Annotated in this window: 14 protein-coding genes and 2 pseudogenes; 3 read left to right on the plus strand and 13 right to left on the minus strand. The window is 62.8% G+C overall.

Annotated elements, in window-relative coordinates:
* Positions 1-7 precede the first annotated feature (7 nt).
* The 5 genes from HWX22_RS30015 to HWX22_RS30035 all read right to left on the minus strand — a co-directional run bounded on the left by HWX22_RS30015 (position 8) and on the right by HWX22_RS30035 (position 3589).
* Positions 8-649 (minus strand): GNAT family N-acetyltransferase, encoded by a 642-nt coding sequence (locus HWX22_RS30015; protein WP_244135321.1) that lies wholly within the window; start codon positions 647-649, stop codon positions 8-10.
* Entirely contained in the window at positions 639-1388 is a 750-nt protein-coding gene (locus HWX22_RS30020; protein ID WP_059816700.1) for an amino acid ABC transporter ATP-binding protein, read from the minus strand. The genes HWX22_RS30015 and HWX22_RS30020 overlap by 11 nt, the downstream gene beginning before the upstream one ends.
* Entirely contained in the window at positions 1375-2025 is a 651-nt protein-coding gene (locus tag HWX22_RS30025; RefSeq protein WP_059700904.1) for an amino acid ABC transporter permease, read from the minus strand. Before HWX22_RS30025 ends, HWX22_RS30020 begins: the two co-directional genes overlap by 14 nt.
* Positions 2022-2708, minus strand: coding sequence for an amino acid ABC transporter permease (locus HWX22_RS30030; protein WP_175912241.1), 687 nt, complete (start codon positions 2706-2708; stop codon positions 2022-2024). The genes HWX22_RS30025 and HWX22_RS30030 overlap by 4 nt, the downstream gene beginning before the upstream one ends.
* Positions 2709-2782: 74 nt before the next feature.
* A complete protein-coding gene (locus tag HWX22_RS30035) occupies positions 2783-3589 on the minus strand; it encodes a transporter substrate-binding domain-containing protein (RefSeq protein ID WP_175912239.1) in 807 nt (268 codons plus the stop codon).
* A gap of 498 nt (positions 3590-4087) precedes the next feature.
* Here HWX22_RS30035 and ansP point away from each other — a divergent pair, with 498 nt between their 5' ends.
* Positions 4088-5578: an L-asparagine permease gene (ansP, locus tag HWX22_RS30040; RefSeq protein WP_175916930.1), complete on the plus strand. Its 1491-nt coding sequence runs from the start codon at positions 4088-4090 to the stop codon at positions 5576-5578.
* A 98-nt stretch (positions 5579-5676) separates the two neighbouring features.
* Here the strand turns inward: ansP and HWX22_RS30045 are convergent, their stop codons facing one another.
* From HWX22_RS30045 to cblR, 3 genes and pseudogenes are all read right to left on the minus strand, one after another.
* Positions 5677-6288, minus strand: coding sequence for a TetR/AcrR family transcriptional regulator (locus tag HWX22_RS30045; protein WP_175912237.1), 612 nt, complete (start codon positions 6286-6288; stop codon positions 5677-5679).
* A 365-nt stretch (positions 6289-6653) separates the two neighbouring features.
* Positions 6654-7022, minus strand: a pseudogene (locus HWX22_RS30050) (calcium-binding protein).
* 605 nt (positions 7023-7627) lie between these two features.
* Positions 7628-8331, minus strand: a pseudogene (gene cblR, locus HWX22_RS30055) (cable pilus system response regulator transcription factor CblR).
* 362 nt (positions 8332-8693) lie between these two features.
* Between cblR and HWX22_RS30060 the strand changes: the two are divergent.
* Complete coding sequence (locus tag HWX22_RS30060; protein WP_347879487.1) at positions 8694-11153, plus strand: ATP-binding protein; 2460 nt, start codon at positions 8694-8696, stop codon at positions 11151-11153.
* 210 nt (positions 11154-11363) lie between these two features.
* On the opposite strand, the gene HWX22_RS32305 is transcribed toward HWX22_RS30060, so the two are convergent.
* Genes HWX22_RS32305 through HWX22_RS32320 form a run of 5 tightly spaced genes read right to left on the minus strand, consistent with a single transcriptional unit; the run spans position 11364 to position 14736 of the window.
* Positions 11364-12284, minus strand: a complete 921-nt coding sequence (locus tag HWX22_RS32305) for an ATP-binding protein (RefSeq protein WP_279610150.1) — start codon at positions 12282-12284, stop codon at positions 11364-11366.
* Positions 12166-13314 carry a transporter substrate-binding domain-containing protein gene (locus tag HWX22_RS32310; protein ID WP_279610148.1) on the minus strand — a complete coding sequence of 383 codons (1149 nt, stop codon included), beginning with the start codon at positions 13312-13314 and terminating at the stop codon, positions 12166-12168. The genes HWX22_RS32305 and HWX22_RS32310 overlap by 119 nt, the downstream gene beginning before the upstream one ends.
* Positions 13315-13339: 25 nt before the next feature.
* Complete coding sequence (locus tag HWX22_RS30070; RefSeq protein WP_279610147.1) at positions 13340-13840, minus strand: CfaE/CblD family pilus tip adhesin; 501 nt, start codon at positions 13838-13840, stop codon at positions 13340-13342.
* 47 nt (positions 13841-13887) lie between these two features.
* The gene (locus HWX22_RS32315) at positions 13888-14136 is read right to left on the minus strand and encodes a hypothetical protein (protein ID WP_279610146.1); all 249 of its coding nucleotides are present in this window, start codon (positions 14134-14136) and stop codon (positions 13888-13890) included.
* 27 nt (positions 14137-14163) lie between these two features.
* The gene (locus tag HWX22_RS32320; RefSeq protein ID WP_347879488.1) at positions 14164-14736 is read right to left on the minus strand and encodes a hypothetical protein; all 573 of its coding nucleotides are present in this window, start codon (positions 14734-14736) and stop codon (positions 14164-14166) included.
* A 66-nt stretch (positions 14737-14802) separates the two neighbouring features.
* Here HWX22_RS32320 and HWX22_RS30080 point away from each other — a divergent pair.
* A partial coding sequence (locus tag HWX22_RS30080) for a hypothetical protein (RefSeq protein ID WP_175916931.1) occupies positions 14803-15052 on the plus strand: 250 nt, incomplete at its 3' end.

Genomic DNA, 15052 nt, shown 5'->3' on the forward strand with positions numbered 1-15052 from the left:
CTGGACATCAGGCAACGAGATTCGCGAAGCCGTCCCACACCATGACGATGTTCCGCGATCGCCAGATCGGCCCCGCATCGACGTACTCGCCCGCGAACCGGCCGTTCAACGCCTCGTAAAACGCAATCGCGGCCGCGTTTCCCTTGACGACGCTCAACGCGGCGCCTGGATACTGCAACGCTTGCAGATGCGCTGCGAGTTGCGCAAGCAGCATGCGGCCGATGCCGCGACGCTTGAAGTCGGGATCGACATAAAGGAACTTGATTTCGCCACGGCCGCCGAAAATCGGCTCCGACGGCGCGCCGGCCGCTCCGATGCCGACGATCGTGCCATCGGTTTGCGCCACGAGCACCAGTTGGTCGCGCTCGTTCGACGCCAGCTTCTCCCGCCATTTCCCGTCGCGATAATGCTCGTCGAGGACGGCATGCGCTTGCGCCGGGGCAAGGTCGCGATAGGTATGCCGCCAGACCTTGACGTGAAAATCGGCGATCGCCTGCGCATCGTCGAGGCTGGCGGACCTGATGGATATTCCGGACATGGAGGACTCTCTCGGGCGGCTCGGCGCGCGCGGGCGCGGCGCACACGCCGGATTGTCGGCGATCCGGGCGACGATGTCAGCACGGCGCAGGCATGGCCGATCAGCGCGCAACGGCTTCCGTGTTCCGGACGCTGCCCAGAAACCGCGTCAACTCCACCGTCTGCGGCCGCTCGAAGATGTCTTCGGCCGTCCCGCTCTCCCACACCCTGCCCTGGTGCATGAAGACGATCCTGTCGCTCACCGCACGCGCGAAATTCATCTCGTGCGTGACCATGATCAGCGTCATGTGCTCGCGCGCGAGTTGCTCGACGACGCCCAGCACCTCGCCGACGAGCTCGGGATCGAGCGCGGACGTGATCTCGTCGCACAGCAGCACGCTCGGCTTCATCGCGAGTGCACGCGCGATCGCGACGCGCTGCTGCTGGCCGCCCGACAACTGCTCCGGGAACGCGTCGAACTTGTCGCCGAGGCCGACGCGTTCGAGCATCAGCTCCGCGATCGCGCGCGCCTGCTGGCGATGCGTGTTCTTCACGACCGACTGCGCGAGCATCACGTTTTGCCCGGCGCTCAGATGCGGAAACAGGTTGTACTGCTGGAACACCATCCCGACCTTGAGCCGCAGCGCACGCAGGTCGGCGTGCCGGGCATCGACGCGTTCGCCGTCGATCGAGATCGTGCCCGCGTCGATGCTCTCGAGCCCGTTGAGCGTGCGCAGCAGCGTGCTCTTGCCCGAGCCGCTGCGGCCGATGATCGATACGACCTGCCCGCGCTCGACGGAAAAATCGATGCCCTTGAGCACATGATGGGTGCCGAAGTTCTTTTCGAGACCACGGGTTTCAACGAGCGGCATGCCATCTCCTTTGCAACGTGCGCGCATAACGGGTAAGCGGATAACAAAGCGCGAAATAGATCAGCGCGACGAGGCCGTACACGACGAACGGCCGGAACGTCGCGTTCGAGATCGCGATGCCGACCTTCGTCAACTCGGTGAAGCCGATGATCGATACCAATGCCGTGTCCTTCACGGCCTGCACGCCGAAGCCGACCGTCGGCGCGATCGCGATGCGGGCGGCCTGCGGGAGGATCACGTGACGCAACTGCTCGACGTAGCTCATGGCCAGGCTCGACGACGCCTCCCACTGCCCTTTCGGCACGGCCTCGACGCACCCGCGCCAGATTTCCGCGAGATACGCGCTGGTGAAGAACGTGAGCCCTGCCGTGGCCGCGACCCAGGGCGGCACGTCGAGCCCGACGAGCGGCAGGCCGAAGAACACGATGAATAGTTGCATCAGCAACGGCGTGCCCTGAAACACTTCGATGTACAGCTTTGCGATGCCGCGCAGCACCGTCGAACTCGACACGCGCATCACGAGCAGCCCGAGGCCGACGAGTCCGCCGGACACGAACGACACGATCGACAGCACGATCGTCCAGCGCGCGGCCAGCAGCAGGTTCGCGAGAATCTGCCCGAACGTGAAATCGGTCATCGCGCACCTCGCACGCGGCGGGAGAAGAGGCGGCGCCCCACCGTGCCGAGCGCGCCACGCAGCAGCAGCGCCATCGCCAGATACGCGAGCGTGATGACGAAATACGTCTCGAATGCGCGGAAGTTACGCGACTGGATGTAGCCCGCCGCGTAGGTCAGATCGGCCACCGAGATCTGCGACACGACCGCCGAACCGAGCATCGTGATCACGATCTGGCTCGAGAGCGCGGGAAACACCTTGGCGAGCGCCTGCGGCAGCACGACGTGGCGCAGCATCTGCGAGCGCGACATCGCGAGCGCGGATGCCGCCTCCAGATGCCCGTTCGGGACAGCGGCGACGCCCGCGCGCACGATCTCGACCGAGTACGCGCCGAGATTGAGCGTCATCGCGAGAATCGCAGCCGTGTATTCGTCGATGTGCACGCCGAGCGCGGGCAGTCCGAAGAAGATGAAGAACAGCTGGACGACGAACGGCGTATTGCGGATCGCCTCGACGTACGCGCCGATCAGCGGACGCAGCCGCACGGCCGCGGGCGCGTCGGCGCTGTACGCGGCCGCGCCGAGCACGCCGATCGCCACGCCGAGCACGGTCGCGACCGCGGTCAGCGCAAGCGTGATCGCCGCGCCGCTCGCGAACACACCGGCGTATTCGGCGAGCTCGCCGAATTGAAGCTGATAGCTCATGACGATTGAATGAATTCGGGTTCGGACACTGACACCCGCCGCGCTGGCGATGTATCAGGCGACACGGCGATCCGTCACAGGCCGGCCGGCAATGGCTGGCCGAGCCACTTCTTCGACATCGCGCCCAGCGTGCCGTCCTGCTTCGCATGCGCGATCGCATCGTCGATCTTCGCGAGCAGGCGCGGTTCGTTCTTGTTGACGCCGACGAAGCACGGCGAATTCTTGATCACGAACTTGACCTCGGGCCGACGCGGGGGATTCTTCGCGAGAATCGCCGCCGCGACGATGTTGCCGGCGGCGATCAGCTGCACTTGCCCCGACAGGAACGCCTGGATCGTCGCGTTGTTGTCCTCGAAGCGCTTGATCGTCGCATTCGGTGCGAGCTGCGACAGCGCGATCTCCTCGAGCGCGCCGCGCGTGGCGCCGACCGTCTTGCCGGTCAGATCGGCGGGCGCGGCCACCTTCACGTCCGCCGGGCCGAACACACCCTGGAAATACGGCGCGTACGCGGTCGAGAAGTCGATCACCTTTTCGCGCTCCGGCGTCTTGCCGAGCGACGAGATCACCATGTCGACCTTGTTGGTCGTCAGATACGGAATGCGGTTCGCGCTGTTCACGGGCACCAGTTTCAGCTTCACGCCGAGCGATTTGGCGAGCAGTTCGGCCATGTCGATGTCGTAACCCTGCGGCTGCATGTCCGTGCCGACCGAGCCGAACGGCGGATAGTCTTCAGGCACCGCGACGCGTAGCGCGCCGCTTTTCGCGATGGTGTCGAGCGCATCGGCATGCGCCGGCGCAGCAGCGAACAGCGCCATCACGGGGGCTGCGAGCAGCGCAGCCAGCCAGGTGCGTCGGGGGAACGGTCGAGTCGTCGGGCTCACGGTGAATCTTCCTTGTCTGGTATGTCGTCGGGCAGCGCGCAACCGTTGCGCGGCCGGACACCTCTAGCAAAAACCGGGCCATCGCTGTGAAATGCTTGCCGCACCGGCACGACACGGAAATTTCGTTGAGCCGGATTCCTCATTTTGGTGCACGAATCGGCGCAGGCGACGGCGGTTGCCCCCGCAGTGCGCGCCGGCGCACCAAATTACCTGACTGGTACACCCGGGGGATTCGGACGCCGGCGTGCCCGCCTTGCGGCGTCGTCACCGAGGCCCATATGCGCGGATTCGAACAGGTTCAGTCGAAATTTGCATTCTGTTTGTGACCGGAATTACGGCTGAATACGTTCTCGACGTACCGTGCGGTTCGCCACGATCGGCGAACCGCAATCAGGACGGGTGCGCTTGATTTCGCGCCCGAGTCCTCCGGTACCGGTGGCTCCCGATTGTCTCGCGATCGGGATGATTCCAATCACATCCGTGCGCGAGGATACAGTCATGGCATCGATTCCCGAACCGTCGACAACCGGAGAAACCGACAAACGCAGCTGGCTCGAATCGCACGAAGCCGGCTATCACAAGACCCTCGGCAATCGACAGGTGCAGATGATCGCGATCGGCGGGGCAATCGGCACGGGGCTGTTCCTCGGGGCCGGCGCCCGGCTGCAGGCCGCCGGGCCGTCGCTCGCGATCGTCTATCTCGTGTGCGGCGCGTTCTCGTTCCTGATCCTGCGCGCGCTCGGCGAACTCGTGATGCATCGTCCCAGCAGCGGCAGCTTCGTGTCGTACGCACGCGAATTCCTGGGCGAGAAGGCATCGTTCGTCGCAGGCTGGATGTACTTCCTGAACTGGGCGATGACCGGCATCGTCGACATCACCGCCGTCGCGCTCTACATGCATTACTGGGCACCGTTCGCGGGCGTTCCGCAGTGGATTTTCGCGCTCGTCGCGCTCTGCATCGTCGCGACGATGAACCTGATTGGCGTGAAGTGGTTCGCCGAGATGGAGTTCTGGTTCGCGCTGATCAAGGTCGCCGCGATCGTGTTGTTTCTCGCGATCGGTTCGCTGATCCTCGGCACGGGCGTGCCGGTCGCCGGCCACGACACCGGCATGCATCTGATCACCGACAACGGCGGGTTCTTTCCGCACGGACTGATGCCCGCGCTGGTGCTGGTGCAGGGCGTGGTGTTCGCGTTCGCGGGCGTCGAACTGGTCGGCACGGCCGCCGGCGAGTGCAAGGACGCGCGCAAGGTACTGCCGCGCGCGATCAACAACGTGATCTGGCGAATCGCGATCTTCTACGTCGCGTCGGTCGTTCTGCTGGTCTGCCTGCTGCCGTGGAGCGCGTACAAGGCGGGCCAGAGCCCGTTCGTCACGTTTTTCGGCGCGCTCGGCGTGCCGGGCATCGGTTCGGTAATGAACCTGGTGGTGCTGACGGCGGCGCTGTCGAGCCTCAACTCGGGCCTCTATTCGACCGGGCGCGTGTTGCGTTCGCTGTCGATGGGCGGCTCGGCCCCCGCCTTCCTTTCGCGAATGAGCGCGCAATCCGTGCCGTACGCGGGCATTCTCGTGACGGTCGCGATCTACGTGGTCGGCGTGCTGCTCAACTATCTCGTGCCGTCGAGCGTGTTCGAGATCGTGCTGAACATCGCGTCGCTCGGCATCATCAGCACGTGGGGCTTCATCGTCGTGTGCCAGATGAAGTTTCGTGCCGCGGTGAGGCGTGGCGAGGTGGAAGACGTGTCGTTCAGGATGCCGGGCGCGCCCGTCACATCGTGGCTCACGCTACTGTTCCTGCTCGGTGTGCTGGTTCTGATGGCATTCGACTACCCGAACGGGACGTGGACGATCGCGTCGATCCCGCTGGTCGCGCTGCTGCTCGTGGCCGGTTGGAACTGGCTGAGCAGCCGCGCGCGCCGCGCGTTGCTCAAGCCGACGATTCCGTCGGTCACGCTCACGCAGAATGTGCTCGAGCAGGGGAACGACTGAAGCCGCGCATAACCTTGGGGGCGGTATTCGGCTCGGCGAAAGCCGCCGCCCCCCTCCGAGGGCCAGGCGATCCGGCGGCTGCGTATCAGGCTGGCCCGCTATGCAAGCTGCGTCGCGGGATCCGCGTCTGTTGCAGGCCGATTCGCGGCACTCATAGCCTGTTCAAGCAGGGCCTTCGCGGCGTGCCATGCACGCCCTGCGGATGCGGAATCGTTGAACGCCCGCGCGTCGACCGTCGCGCCATCCAGCAGCATCATGTAGACGCCGGCCAACTGCCGTGCCGTTTCGGGCAACACGAGCGGCTGGAGCAACTCGGCGATCCATTCGACCATTTTGCGGCGGTAGCGGATCGCGACGTCGGAGATCGGCGCGTACGCGGTTCCGAATTCGGCCAACGCGCGCTCGAACAGGCAGCCGGCAAACTCCGGCGTATTGAACCAGGCTTCGTACCAGTCGAAGATCGTCTTGACTCGCTCGACCGGATCGTGAACGTCCCGCAGTTGCGTTTCGATGCTGCCGATGATCAGGTCGTAGCGCTGAACCAGCACTTCGCGAATGAGTTCGTCCTTGCTCGGAAAATGCCGGTAGAGCGTCATTCGCGCAACGCCCGAATCGTCGATGATCCAGTCGACGCCGACCGGATGAAAACCGTGCCGGGAGAACAGTTCGGTAGCTTTGTCTACCACCACCTGGCGTTTGTTGGCTCTCACGACCGTGCCCTCCTCCTCGAGGTTTCATACCATGTAGACGGATTATTCTAGCATCGCCGAATCAGGTACCTCTGGCCGCTTGATGCCAGACGTGCAAAGGGAAAGCTCCACCACCGTTGGCCCGAAACTCGGACATGTAAGTCGCCTTGACTATTAGATAGACCGATATGTATCATTTGATCCGAGAAAATAAGGATCGATATTTTCCGCCGGATTGCGCGGTATCGGCTATTTTTGCCCATCCCCCGAAAACTGAAAATCCCCGTCAATCCCTTATGGGATAAGGATTTCAGAGGTGTGCGAAGGGCGAATTGATGGTGTGGCGAGGTCGCGATCGGCACCCGACGGGCGGGAATTTGGCGCGATCAGAACGAGTAGCCGTGATCATGCCAGTAGTGCCAGTCGAAGACCGCTTCTCGTGTGCGGAAGCTCCCACTAACGGGTGCCAACTGAGCCAGGGGTGCGACGATGCCGCGGTCGCCGTGTTTCACCGCCACAAAGATCGCCGCGCGTCAGAGTTGCTCGTGCGCGAGCGCTACAACGGTGATTATTTCACCGGCCTTGAGCGGCGAGGCTTCCATGACTTGGCGCACGCGAGCCTTGAACGGAAACGAGATCTGACCATCAAGATGGCAATGCCACGCCGTTGCGCACTCCTTTTCGGTGTATGTGTCGACCACGATCTCCATTGTGATTCGCTGTTCGCGTTTTGCATCGACTGCGGAGGCGTTCATGGCGGTCGTTGGATGGGGTTACGTGCCGGTGCGGGCGCGCGAGCCGGATTGGGTGGCTGGCACGTATGCCGGTAGGCTCGGAATAGGTTCGAATAACGCCTCGATATCGTTGACCGAGAACTTGGCGTTCCCCGACGCGTTATCAGCCATTCCGTCAACCAGTCGGAGCGCCTAACGACCGGGTGTACTGGCGCCGCCGGTCGAGGGACCGCTCATCTTCAATGCGGTCACGTCTGGAGATGCCCTCTGCTTCGTTAGCGAAGGGTAGACACTAACCCATTGTTTTGTCGGAATAAATATTTAGGGCCGCAAGGCAAGTCCTTGCCAGGACTAAAGACGTCTAACCGGAAAAGCGCACGAAAATCAAAATCACCCCCAAAGGGTTATTCCCCCCGCCTCAGAATACATACTTGAGTCGAGAAGCGTTTCAATGGCGTGAGCCCGATCATCAGGGCGGCGTATCGGATGAGCATGGACGGCAGTCTGATTCACGATTCAGCTCCAAAATACTGTATAAATATACAGTAATTCTAGCGCAAGATTTCGACATCATCCTAGCCCGTATCGGGAATCAGCCGCCGGTCGCACGCATTGCAAAAGGCAGCTCAGCCTCGCTCCATCAGCTTGCGCGACGTGAAAAATTCGGCATCACTGCGGATACCCAATTTGCGAAACGCAGATTGCTTTTGCGCGCTGATCGTCTTGCGGCTGCGGGAAAACTTCGATGCGATGTCGGACACGCTCATGCCGGCGAGAAAACAGCGCAGAACCTCGTGCTCGCGCGGGCTGAGGCGCAGGTCTACGGACAATCCGGACTCGATCGACGGCGCGCCGTCGCCGCTCGCTGCCTTTGCCTCTGCAACCCGAGGATCGGGCGTCGCGCTCGATTCCATCCGCGCGGCCAAGTTAGTGCTGATGTACGGACGACCGTTGGCCACCACGCGGATTGCATACGCCAACTCATCAAGATCTTCGCTCTTGCCGAAGAAGCCGAGCGCCCCGGCGTGCATTGTCATGTTGACCGTCGCTGGGGTATCGCTGCTCGATGTCATCAGGATTCGGCAATCCGGGAAGCGCGTGTTGACGAGCTTGATGAGATTGAGGCCGTCGATCTCGCCGGGGCCGAGCGTGTAGTCAAGCAGCACCACATCCGCGTGACTCGCTTCGAGCCAACGAATCAAATCGCGCGACTTCGCGAAACTCGCCGCTACTTCAATGCCTTCCCAGTCAGGTAACTAGAAATCCCGTGCTGAACAACGGCATGGTCGTCCAAGATCACGACGTGGATCACCTGGTGCTCTGGCCTCATTGTTACCCCTTTCATTGTTGCGTACAGCGCGGTACGGCTGGCCCCAACCTCTTTGCGGGATGCCGTTCATGATTATCCTGATTAGCTTACCGGCTTTCGGGACAATTTTTAACCCTGCTGGCTAAATCGACCAATTGTCGGTACACGAAAACAGGACGCTGCCGACAATCCGGCATCGATCGACTTCGAGGTATGCGTGGTGGTGCAGCCAGGCTTTTCCGCATAATCCGACGATCGCCGTGCTGCGTTGCGTTTCCGCAACGCACGACCTATGATGACGGCCTCGTTTTCCAGTGGCGCCTGCGATGATGCGAATCTGCGGACCGCCTTGGGCCGCGCCGCAAACAACCTGGTGGAACAACGTGAGCAAGCTGAGTTTGAAACGGTGCGCCGTCCTCATGGGTGCGCTCGTCTGGCTGATGCCCGCTTTCACATTGGCAGGCAACGCCCCGCAGTTCACGGCAGAAGAGAAGGCATGGATTGCCGCACATCCGGTGGTCCGGACGCGTATCGATCCACATTGGCGTCCGTTCGAATTCCGCGAGCACGGGAAACCGGTCGGTATCGTACCTTCGTACCTCGACGCGATTTCGCGCGTGAGCGGATTGCGCTTCGAGTATGTCGACGATCTGTCATGGGCCAACTCGCGCGACGCACTGATGTCCGGAAAAATCGATGTCGTGCCGGACGTACCGAAAAGCGCTGACTTGTTGATCTACGGCGACGACACTACCATCAGCCAGCCGTATTTCGTTGGCACGATGGTCGTGGTTGCGCCGGAGCGCCGGTACCTGTTCGTCGATTTCCGCAAGCTGGCCGGAAAGCGCATCGCAATCAAGGGCAACGGCGCGCTGGAATACGCGATCCGTCGGAGCGGCATGCCCGTGACGCTGCTAACGTATGACGACGAGCGCGATGCGCTCGCGGCTGTCGTCGACGATAAGGCGGACGTCGCCATCGGCCCCGACATGTCGATCCTGCCGCTGCTGCGCCGGCAATTCCAGAATGAGTTATTCCTATCGGGCGGCTTGCCGGACCGCCCCTACGCGCTAGCCCTGGCGACCCGCAGCAACATGCCGTTGCTCGCGTCAATTCTCGACAAGTCGCTGGCAGCGATTCCCGCGCGTTTGAGCGAGGAAATTCCGCGCCAATGGATGGAAGAGGCCGACTATGGCAAACCGACGCTGCGTTCGATCCTTTACTACCGGCGCTGGCAGGTCACCGCGGCCGGCGCCACCGTGCTCGCGCTGGTGGCAATCGCGTTCGTTTCGTGGCGCGCACGCGTCGTGGCGGTCCGCAGCGAGCGCGACAAGGCGATGTTCCTCGCGTTCATCAGCCACGAGATTCGAACGCCGATGCACACGATCCTGTCGTCGCTCGAACTGATGCAGCGTTCGAAGCTGGCGCCGAAACAAGCGGCCCGCGCGAATGCCGCGGTCGCCGCGTCGGAATCCCTGCTGACGCTGCTCGACGACGTGCTCGAATACTCGCGACTCGAATCGCGCAATGTCACGCTTGCGCCCGAGCCCACGCAAATCGAACCGTGGGTGCGAGGCAGTGCCGACATGGTTCGCTGGCGGGTCGACGAGAAAGGCCTGAATCTCTCGCTCGAACTTGCCTGCCCGACCGGTTTGACTCTGCTGATCGATCCGGTCCGCACCCGGCAGATCGTGCTGAACCTGCTCGTCAACGCAATCAAGTTCACGTCGAACGGGTCGGTCGGGTTGCGCGTCGACTATCTGGAAGGGAATACGGGCATTTCCGATACATTCGTGCTTGAAGTCCACGACACCGGAATCGGCATCCCGCCCGAGCGTCAGCGCCGGATCTTCGAGCCTTACCAGCGCGTCGAGGAGCCGGGAAGCCGCCGCGTGAGCGGCAGCGGGCTGGGGCTATCGATCTGTCGCGAGCTCGTCGACCTGATGAATGGCGAGATTACCGTCAGCAGCACCCCTGATCGGGGCACAGTCTTCACGGTCATCCTGCCGGCGCGGCGAACCGCGCCGACGGCCGTGTCGGACACGGTCGAGCCCCAAGCGCCTGCGCACGAAGCCGCGACGCTCGATTCCGGCGCCCCCCAGCAAGTCGACGAAGGGCCGATGATCCTCGTCGTCGACGATCACGAGGCCGTTCAACATGCGATCGAGCATCAACTTGACGCGCTTGCATGCCGCTCGATGGTTGCCGGCAATGGCGCGCAAGCGCTCGACCAGTTCGAGCGCTTGCGGTACGACATGGTGCTGCTCGACTGCGACCTGCCGGACGTCGACGGCTATACGGTCGCTCAGCGCATGCGCGCCAGCGAGCAGCAGCGCGGCCAGGCGCACACGCCGATCATTGCAATCTCCGCGTCGACGGACGATGCCCATCGCGAGCGCTGTTTCGACAGCGGGATGGACGGTGTGCTGGGCAAGCCGCTGCGGCTCGATGCGCTGCGGCAGATGATCGATCTGTGGTGCCCGCCAACCAAGCGGGACGCGCTTCAGCCGCCTGTCGGGCAAACGCCCGCGACAGGCTCGGACTTCCCCGCGATCTACCGGCAAAGCGTCGATGCGGATCTGGCATTGCTGGGCGCTGCACTGTCGGCCGGCGATGCCGATCGCGCCCGTCACGTAGTGCATCGCATCAAGGGCGCCGCGGCGATTGCCGGACATATCGCGACGAGCGAGCTGGCCGACGCATTCGAGCACGCGCTGCAAGCCGCATCCGGCGGAATTCCGGCGAGTGCCGGCCCGCTTCATCAGGAATTGTTGCGCCGACATCGTATCGAAACGGCCAGGCCGGATACCGGCGAACCGAAGCCCGGCATCACGGACGCATAGGCAGACCTATGCGTGCGCCGGCTCATCCGGTGCAGAACCCGAATACGTCGGGCACCACATCGCAATCATCTGTCTCAGGGTTTCGAGCCGCAGCGGCTTGCCCAGCACGCCGTCCATCCCGCTATCGAAGCAGCGAACCTTGTGCGCGTCGCCGGTGATTGCCGAGATCGCGATGATCGGAACGTGTCGCGCTTTCCTTGCGGACTCGTCCTACCGAATCGTCCGTGCAAGTGCGTAGCCCTCGATGTCCGGGAGGTTGCAATCGAGCAGCACCATATCGATCTGCGTATATGCAAGCTGCGACATCGCGTCCCCGCCTGTGGCGGCGACGATCCCGATACATCCAAGCGCCTCGCATTGATCCTGCAGCGCAGCCCGCACGGCTTCGTGATCGTCGACGATCAGGATGCGAGGCGCTTCGCGGCGTGTATTCACTGCAGATGCATCTATCCGGACGGGCACGCGATCGGCCTGCCGCCTCGGCGGCGCACTCTCGGTTACGACAACCGGCAGCTTGACCGTGAAGACAGTCTCGACATGCGGCGTGCTGGTGACCGTGATCGTGCCCCGCATCAACTCGACGAGTTCGTGGCAGATCGCAAGGCCGAGCCCGCTGCCCCCCGCATCCGGTCGTGGAACACGGGTCTCTTGCCAGTACGCATCGAAGAGATGCTTGAATCGATCGGGCGCAATGCCGATGCCCGTGTCGCGCACTTCCAGGAGCAGCGTACCGCTTCTCCCGCGGCGGGCTGCCGAAAGGCGGACACCCAGCGTGACCGCCCCGCTCGCCGTGAAGTTGATTGCGTTGACCAGCAGGTTCAACACGATCTGGCGCACGCGCACGGGATCGATCTCGACATGCGGTGCCGCAGGGATCGCGATATCGAGCGGCAGCGCAAGCCTCTTGCTCTCGGCACGCCAGCGCACCATGTCGACCGTTTCCCTCGCCCATGCCCCGAGATCGACCGTTTGCGCGGAAAGCGTCACCTTGCGCGACTCCAGGCGGGAGTATTCAAGGATATCGTCGAGCAGCGTCAGCAGCGTCTCGGACGCGGACGCGGCCGCATCCACGCGGACAGCCTGCCGCTCCGCCAGTGGCGAGCGCCGCAGAAAATCGAGTGACGACAGGATCGTCTGCATCGGGGTCCGGATCTCGTGGCTGACGAACGCGAGAAACTTCGCCTTGTCGCAGCTTGCTGCGAATCGCTGCGGCCCGTGATTTCCACGATAGATAGGCGCATAGTGCGAATATCAGCAACGTCACGACTAGCGCAGCCACCTGTGGCGCGCGGTAATGCAGGATGGAGCGGAGGGTGGGCTTGCCGTAGTCACCAAGCTCGACCCAATCCCGCGTGATCGCGGCGGTTTCGCTAACCGGAATCGCCGCGAGCGACTTGTCGATGATCGATGCGAGGATCGGCAGATCGGCGCGCGTGAGCATCGCGAGCGAAACGGGGCGGTCCGCAAGCATCCCGGACATGTAAAGCTGGCCAGGAAAACGCCGGCGGACGATCGGCAGCATCGTGACGTCGACGCCAAGCGCGGCGTCGGCCTCACCGTCGGCGACCGCGGCCAGCGCGAGTTCATCGGAATCGAACGTGAGTATGTCGAGCTTCACGCCACTATTGCGCGTGAAGTATTCGACCGCGCCACGCCCCTTGATCGCGATACGCCGGCCTTCGAGACGGCTCAGGCTGAAAATCATCGCGGAATCATTGCGCGTCACGGCGGTCAACCGCCCGACCAGATACGGAGAGCTGACGAGTGCACCGGCGCCGACGCGGTCCGGAACCAGCTCGCGCCAGACACCCGGCAGCAGATCGACCTTGCCTGCGGCGAGCGCATCGTATGCATGGCCCCATTCCGTGCCCGGCACGGTCTGGAACGTGAGCCCGGTCATTTTCGAAATCGCGCCCAGGTAGCCGGCGACGAGCCCCGCATGCCTGCCGTTGCGCATATATTCGATCGGGTGCCAGTTGGCCTCGACGGCGATATGGACGACCGGGTGCGCGCTGATCCAGCGCAGTTCTTCATCGGTGAAGATCGGCTTCCAGCACGCGGTCGCGGCGCCCGTGTCGCACGACACGATGAGCAGCGCGATCGTCAGTGCGCGACAAAGTACGCGCCGTATCGGGTGACACGCAAAGTACCTTGCTTCCATGATCTATTCGTTCTCAGTAGGATAACTAGAGACTTGCGGACGGCGGGGTAAACATGATCGTCAGCTTGTTGCTATATTTGCCCGGGCGCCACCAGACTAACTGGAATTCCGGCGTCTCGAGTGTCGATGGCGCTCGTGTGCAGACGACCTGCGCCGAAATGCCCGGCAGCGATACCGAGCGACCGGCGCTGTTGTTCACCCTTTTGAGCCTCACGTATCGTTGTTCGCCTGCACGATCTGCCTGCCCGCTTAGGTCAGGCTCACGTTGTAATCGACGAGCGATTTGAAGGGGCCGCTCTTGTCCGAGTCGAGCAGTACTGATACTGGCCCATGTCGCGGCGATCGATCGTACGACCGTCGCTCGCCGACACGTCGAACTATGTTGCAAGTTGTAGCCGCCCGACGCGCTGTTGAATATCATGACGTCGCCCTGCGGCGCACCACGATCCAGCGTCGCTTCCACCGTATCGTTGCGGTTGGCCGGCTGCTCGGAGGCCGCCGTCGCATCAAGCACGATCGCACTCAATGCGGCCGCCGGGACGATTGCCCGACTGCGAGTTCGACTAATCTGAATCATTTGAATGACTGTTCGCAGCGCACCTTGCCTGCCATCATCTGCACGTCCCGCTGGCGCTTCACATGCAGCGGGCAACGCATCAATGTCGGACTAACCAAAACGAACAGCTCGTTTTCCTTATGATCAGGTTCGGCAATAACGCCACCCTGGCTGGCGATCAACGGCATCGCGCCATTGAGGATCACCCTGTGCGACAGCGGAATGCCGCCCTTCGAGAAGGCCTGGCGAACATAGATGTACGTCACCTTCGCATCGACGTTGCGCAGCGTGGTTTACCCCGGCACGCATGAACAGCGTGCGCTTGCCGAGCCCCTCGATCGCGCTCGTCGCGCCCGCGGACTCCAGCAGCAGTGCGCGCTACCGAAACCGACCTTGATCCGCGCGCTCGAATCGCTGCGAACCTCGGCCGCCATGCCGCTCGCGTCGTCGCGCTTGCCGACCCTGACGGCGAAACCGGTGCGCGGATCCGACTGTGACGCGGATGCGCCGAGGAACACGCCTCGTCGCGCCACCACGAACGACGACGAATAGCTCGCCGTCACCGACGGATTGTTGCCGCCGCTATCGCGGCTGTAGCTGTTCGCGACCGTCACTGCGACGTCGCCGTAGCGGCCCTTCCAGCGGCGCTGCGGGGAACCGGTCCGGCTATCGGTCGATATCCCGACGGGCGAGCGCGAGTTACTGGTAGGTGTCGCCCTGCCAGTTTCAGTTGATTGAGCCTCCCGCGAGTTAAATTCCAAGTCGGTAGCAGTTAGATACTTGGCGTACCGGAAATGGCTCCGCAAATCAACGTACCCGCAAGCGCCCCGTAACGCACCGGTCATTGTCGCGCCAGCAGGCTGCATGGTCCTGCTGGTGTGCGATCGGCGCACCTACAGCACGAACGACGAAAGCCGGTGTCGATGCGACCCATGAGCGACGAAATTTTCTACAGGCATCTTCGACCGGACCGTTCCCAAATGGCCGTCCTGAAAGTTCTTGTGACCGCAGCCCCCTTACGTATCGAAGGCATCAACTATCGCGACGTATTTGCTAGGGAAACACTGATTAATAGGCGATCGCGCGAGGTGGTCGGCGATGTGGGCGGGGAATGGCCGGATACCGAAGCGAAGCGCCGCCCATTCGGAGAAGTTTGCCCCGAGGATGCACCTTATTTCTCGC

The sequence above is a fragment of the Burkholderia sp. BCC1638 genome (genome assembly GCF_902833195.1).
In the GTDB taxonomy this organism is placed as follows: domain Bacteria; phylum Pseudomonadota; class Gammaproteobacteria; order Burkholderiales; family Burkholderiaceae; genus Burkholderia; species Burkholderia diffusa.

Bases quoted from the DNA above. Each gene is read 5' to 3' on its own strand.
- HWX22_RS30020 (WP_059816700.1), bottom strand. From the start codon at position 1,388: ATGCCGCTCGTTGAAACCCGTGGTCTCGAAAAGAACTTCGGCACCCAT.
- HWX22_RS30025 (WP_059700904.1), bottom strand. From the start codon at position 2,025: ATGACCGATTTCACGTTCGGGCAGATTCTCGCGAACCTGCTGCTGGCC.
- HWX22_RS30030 (WP_175912241.1), bottom strand. From the start codon at position 2,708: ATGAGCTATCAGCTTCAATTCGGCGAGCTCGCCGAATACGCCGGTGTG.
- ansP (WP_175916930.1), top strand. From the start codon at position 4,088: ATGGCATCGATTCCCGAACCGTCGACAACCGGAGAAACCGACAAACGC.
- HWX22_RS32310 (WP_279610148.1), bottom strand. From the start codon at position 13,314: ATGGAAGCAAGGTACTTTGCGTGTCACCCGATACGGCGCGTACTTTGT.
- HWX22_RS32320 (WP_347879488.1), bottom strand. From the start codon at position 14,736: ATGCAGCCTGCTGGCGCGACAATGACCGGTGCGTTACGGGGCGCTTGC.